The organism is Burkholderia sp. Ac-20392, from assembly GCF_017104585.1.
Lineage (GTDB): Bacteria > Pseudomonadota > Gammaproteobacteria > Burkholderiales > Burkholderiaceae > Burkholderia > Burkholderia lata.
Genome location: NZ_JAAGPB010000642.1, coordinates 1 through 4,274, shown reverse-complemented (window position 1 = coordinate 4,274; position 4,274 = coordinate 1). Strand labels below are relative to the sequence as shown.

6 protein-coding genes are annotated in these 4,274 nt (G+C 69.6%); 3 read left to right on the top strand and 3 right to left on the bottom strand.

What is annotated here, in order from left to right:
• The 3 genes from G3N99_RS36080 to G3N99_RS36070 all read left to right on the top strand — a co-directional run.
• Positions 1-232 (top strand): hypothetical protein (locus tag G3N99_RS36080; RefSeq protein WP_206124756.1); only part of this gene is annotated, 232 nt, incomplete at its 5' end.
• A gap of 38 nt (positions 233-270) precedes the next feature.
• The gene (locus G3N99_RS36075; protein WP_206124755.1) at positions 271-882 is read left to right on the top strand and encodes a chromate transporter; all 612 of its coding nucleotides are present in this window, start codon (positions 271-273) and stop codon (positions 880-882) included.
• Positions 879-1,418, top strand: a complete 540-nt coding sequence (locus tag G3N99_RS36070; protein WP_206124754.1) for a chromate transporter — start codon at positions 879-881, stop codon at positions 1,416-1,418. Before G3N99_RS36075 ends, G3N99_RS36070 begins: the two co-directional genes overlap by 4 nt.
• A 142-nt stretch (positions 1,419-1,560) precedes the next feature.
• On the opposite strand, the gene scpB is transcribed toward G3N99_RS36070, so the two are convergent.
• From scpB to G3N99_RS36055, 3 genes are all read right to left on the bottom strand, one after another.
• On the bottom strand, positions 1,561-2,370 hold the full coding sequence (scpB, locus tag G3N99_RS36065; protein WP_206124753.1) for a methylmalonyl-CoA decarboxylase: 810 nt from the start codon (positions 2,368-2,370) through the stop codon (positions 1,561-1,563).
• Positions 2,367-3,590: a CaiB/BaiF CoA-transferase family protein gene (locus G3N99_RS36060; protein WP_206124752.1), complete on the bottom strand. Its 1,224-nt coding sequence runs from the start codon at positions 3,588-3,590 to the stop codon at positions 2,367-2,369. Before G3N99_RS36060 ends, scpB begins: the two co-directional genes overlap by 4 nt.
• A gap of 61 nt (positions 3,591-3,651) precedes the next feature.
• Positions 3,652-4,274, bottom strand: a 623-nt coding sequence (locus tag G3N99_RS36055) for an MFS transporter (RefSeq protein ID WP_241012026.1), incomplete at its 5' end; no start/stop codon positions are given.

Here is a 4,274-nt window from a genome sequence, read left to right as displayed (position 1 = left end):
GTCGGATGTGTCGGATGTGTCGGATGTGTCGGATGTGTCGGATGTGTCGGATGTGTCGGATGTGTCGGATGTGTCGGATGTGTCGGATGTGTCGGATGTGTCGGATGTGTCGGATGTGTCGGATGTGCCGGATGTCCCGGATGCACCGGAACACACCTGTCACCTCATCAGCCGTCTTCCATCACGTCGCCGCCGAGCCCATGTCAGCGTGCTGACAGGGTCCGCTTGCTAACATGGGCGCCCGCCCAACCGCCACGCACCGCCCGCCCGATGCCCCCGCCCTCCGCCACCACCTCGCCGGCACCGCCTGCAGGCGATGCGCCGCCGCCCGGCGTCCTCGCGCTGTTCATCGCGTTCTCGCAGATCGGCCTGACCAGCTTCGGCGGCGGCCTCAGCGGGCGAATGATGCGCGACTTCGTGTACGAGCGGCGCTGGCTCGACGAGGAGGCGTTCCTCAACGGCCTCGCGCTGTCGCAGGCGCTGCCGGGCGTCAACGTGAAGAACCTCGCGATCTGGATCGGCTACCGGCTCGCCGGATGGCGCGGCGCGGTGGCCGGCTTCACCGGCATCATCGCGCCGCCGGCCGTGCTGATCGTGCTGTTCGGCATCGCGTTCTCAACCCTCACGCGCTTTCCGCTCACGCATGTCGCGCTCGCCGGCGCGGCGGCGGCAGCGATCGGGCTGTCGATCTCGATGGCGATCACCGCCGTGCGCCGGCTGCCACGTCGCGCGCTGCCGTTCGCGGTGATGGCGCTCACCTTCGTGTCGGTGGCCGTGCTGCACTGGCCGCTCGTGTGGACCGTGCTGGTCGGCGGCACGCTGAGCGTCGCGCTCGAATATCGCCGCACAGCCGCGCCGCCGGCCGGGAGCGACTCGCCATGACCGCGTCGCAACGCTACGCCGCCCTGTTCGGCGTGTTCGCGCCGCTATCGATCGCGACGATCGGCGGCGGACAGGCGATCATCGCCGACATCCAGCGGCAAGTGGTCGACGTGCATCACTGGATGACCGCCACGCAATTCGTGAACGACTTCGCGATCGCGCGGATGGCGCCAGGCCCCGGCTCGCTGCTGGCAACATTGATCGGCTGGCAGGTGGCCGGCTTCTGGGGAGCGGTGATCGCGACGCTCGCGCTGTTCGGCCCGACTGCCTTCCTGATCTACGGCGTCGCGCATCTGTGGCGGCGGCACCAGGGTGCGCGCTGGCAGATCGCGCTCGAGGCCGGCCTGCGCCCGGTCGCGGCTGGCATGATCCTCGCGTCGGTATGGGTGCTGCTGCAGGCGCTCGACGGCGGCTGGGCCGCGCGTGCGATCGCGGTCGTGTCGACGCTGTGCGTGATGTATACGCGCGTTCATGCGCTTCTGCTGATCGCGGCGGGCGCGCTGCTGCTCATCGGCGTGCACGCGCTCGGCATGTGATGCGCGGCGTCGCGGCACGCGATGGCAGCCGCGAACGACGCAGCCGATACCCGCTCAGCGACGCGAGCAGGCATTACGCAATGCGCAACACACGTCCACGCACCTTTCTCCGCTTGCGCGCCCGGCTCGCACAACCCGTCGCCTAGACGCCGCGAAATACCGGCGCGCGCCGCTCCGAAAACGCACGCAGCCCTTCGTCGAAATCCGCGCCTTCGCACGCTTGCCGGCGCAGCTCGGCAATCCGTTCGAATGCGTCGGCCGGCAACGGCCGCGCGTCCTGCAGCACGCGCAACTGCTCCTTCACCGCGTGCACCGCGAGCGGTGCCTTCGCGGCGATCGTGCGCGCGACATCGAGCGCCGCGTCGTCGACACCGCCCGCATCAGCCAGCCGGTTCACGAGCCCGTGATGCGCGGCGCGCTCCGCATCGAGCGGCTGCGCGCAGAAAAACATCTCCTTCAGCACGTGGATCGGCAGGTTGTCGTAGAAGCGCAGCAGGCCGCTCGTCGAATACGGCAGGCCGATGTTCGCGGGCGTCATCGCGAACCGCGCGTCGCGCGACGCGACCACCAGATCGCAGCTCATCACGAGATCGACCGCCCCGCCCCACGCCGAGCCCGACACCGCCGCGACCACCGCGCCCGGATAGGTCCGCACGCGCCGCAGCGCCCGTTCGAGCGGCTTGCCGTATGCGAGCGGATCGCGATCGTCGGCCAGCTCGCGCAAGTCATGCCCCGCGCTCCAGACATCGCCGCTGCCGTCGTTCGACAGGACCACGACGGGCGGAGGACAGTGTTCGGCCAGCGCGTCGAGGCGCGCGACGAGCGCGTCGAGCAATGGCGCGTCGAGCGCATGGCGTCGCGCCGGATTCGCGAACCGCACACGTGCGATCCGCTCGCCGACCATGTCGACCGTCACGTGCGACGTGCTGTCGTGTTTCGTCGTGTCGCTCATTGCACGGCCTCCGCCACTGCTTCCGCCTGAAAGATCGCGCGCTCGGCCAGCAGCGCGTCGATCGCGTCGTCGCCATACCCCGCTTCGCGCAGCACGTCGACCGTATGCTCGCCGAGCAGCGGCGGCGCATGACGCGTGCGCGGCGCCGGCATCTCGTCCCCCATCCCGCCGAGCGGCGTAACGACCTGGCGCAGCGTGCCGAGCGTCGGATGCGCGACCGGCTCGACCAGCCCGCAATGTGCGAGCTGCGGATCGTCGAACACTTCGTCGAGCGTGTTGATCGGCCCGGCCGGCAGCCCCGCGTCGACGAAACGCTGCGTCCATTCGCGCTTGCCGCGCGTGCGCAACCGGCTTTCGAGCAACGCTTTCAGTTCGTCGCGGTACGCGACGCGTGCGTCGTTGGTCGCGAAGCGCGGATCGTTCGGCAGCTCGGGCAGGTCCAGCAACTGGCATAGCCGCAGCCACATGTCGGTCGTGATCGGTGCGAGGTTGAGCGGCCCGTCGGCCGTCTCGAACACGCCGTACGGCGCGATCACCGCATGCGCATTACCGGTACGGCGCGGCACGTCGCCGAGGCTCAGGTAGCGTTGCCCGTGCACGCTCAACAGTGACACGAGGCTTTCGAGCAGCGACGTGCCGACATGCTGCCCGCGCCCCGTGCGTTCGCGCTCGTAGAGCGCGGCCATCACGCCGGTCGCGACCCACATCCCCGAGCTGAGATCGCCGATCGCGGTGCCCGTGCGGGTCGGCTCGCCGTCGGGAAAACCGGTGAGGCTCATCAGCCCCGCATAGCCCTGCGCGATCTGGTCGAAGCCCGGCCAGTCGCGCAACGGGCCGCGCGGGCCGAACGCGGTAACGCTGCCCATCACGAGCCGCGGATCGCGCGCACTCAGCGCGGCATAGCCGAGCCCCATCGCGTCCATCGTGCCGGCCTTGAAATTCTCGATCACGACGTCGGCCTGCGCGATCAGCCGCCGCACGACGTCGAGGCCGGCCGGCTGCCTGAAATCCACGCAGATGCCGCGCTTGTTGCGGTTGCAGGACAGGTAGTACGTGCTCACGCCGCGGTCGAACGGCCCCCATGCGCGGCTCATGTCGCCGTGCGGCCCCGACTCGACCTTGATCACGTCGGCGCCGAGGTCGGCGAGCACCATCGAGCAGAACGGCCCCGACAGCGCGCGGCTCAGATCGACGACCCTGATTCCTTGTAATGCCTGCATTCCGGACTCCTGATATTGATGACTGGGTGTGGCTTGTGGCCGAACGATCACGGCGTGCCGCTCACTCCGGCAGCGTCTGGTGACGCGTTTCGACCGCGAACGGCAGGATCAGGATGCCGAGCCCGAACACGGCCGCAGTCCATGCGACCGGCACGCCGAGCGATCCGTAGCCGTGTATCGCGGCGCCGAGCAGGAAGTTCACGCCTGCGCCGATGAAGCGGCCGACCGATGCGTTGAACGCGAACGCGGTGGCCCGCACGCGCGTCGGGTACTGCTCGGGCAGCCATAGCGAGAAGATCGCGAAATTGCCGCCGAAGAAACCGAGGAACGCGAGCGACACCATGAACGCCGCGAGCCCGTTCGGCTGGTAGAACGCCCAGCCGAACGCGAACACGATCGATGCGGCCATGCCCGCGAAATACACGCCGAGTGCCGTGCGCCGGCCGAGCCGTTCGGACAGCCAGGGAGCCACGAGACAGCCCGCGATCGTCGCGCACGACAGGATCGCCGCGCCGATCGATGCGAGCCGCAGCGCGCCGATGTGGTCGATGCCCGCGCGCGCCGCCCGCGTGCTGACCGCGCTCGCCTCGTAGACCGAGCCGGCCCACCACCCGACGACCCCGCCGCCCACCGGGCCCTCGCGCGGCAGACTTCGGCCCCCGCAAGACGGGCGTGAGGACCCTC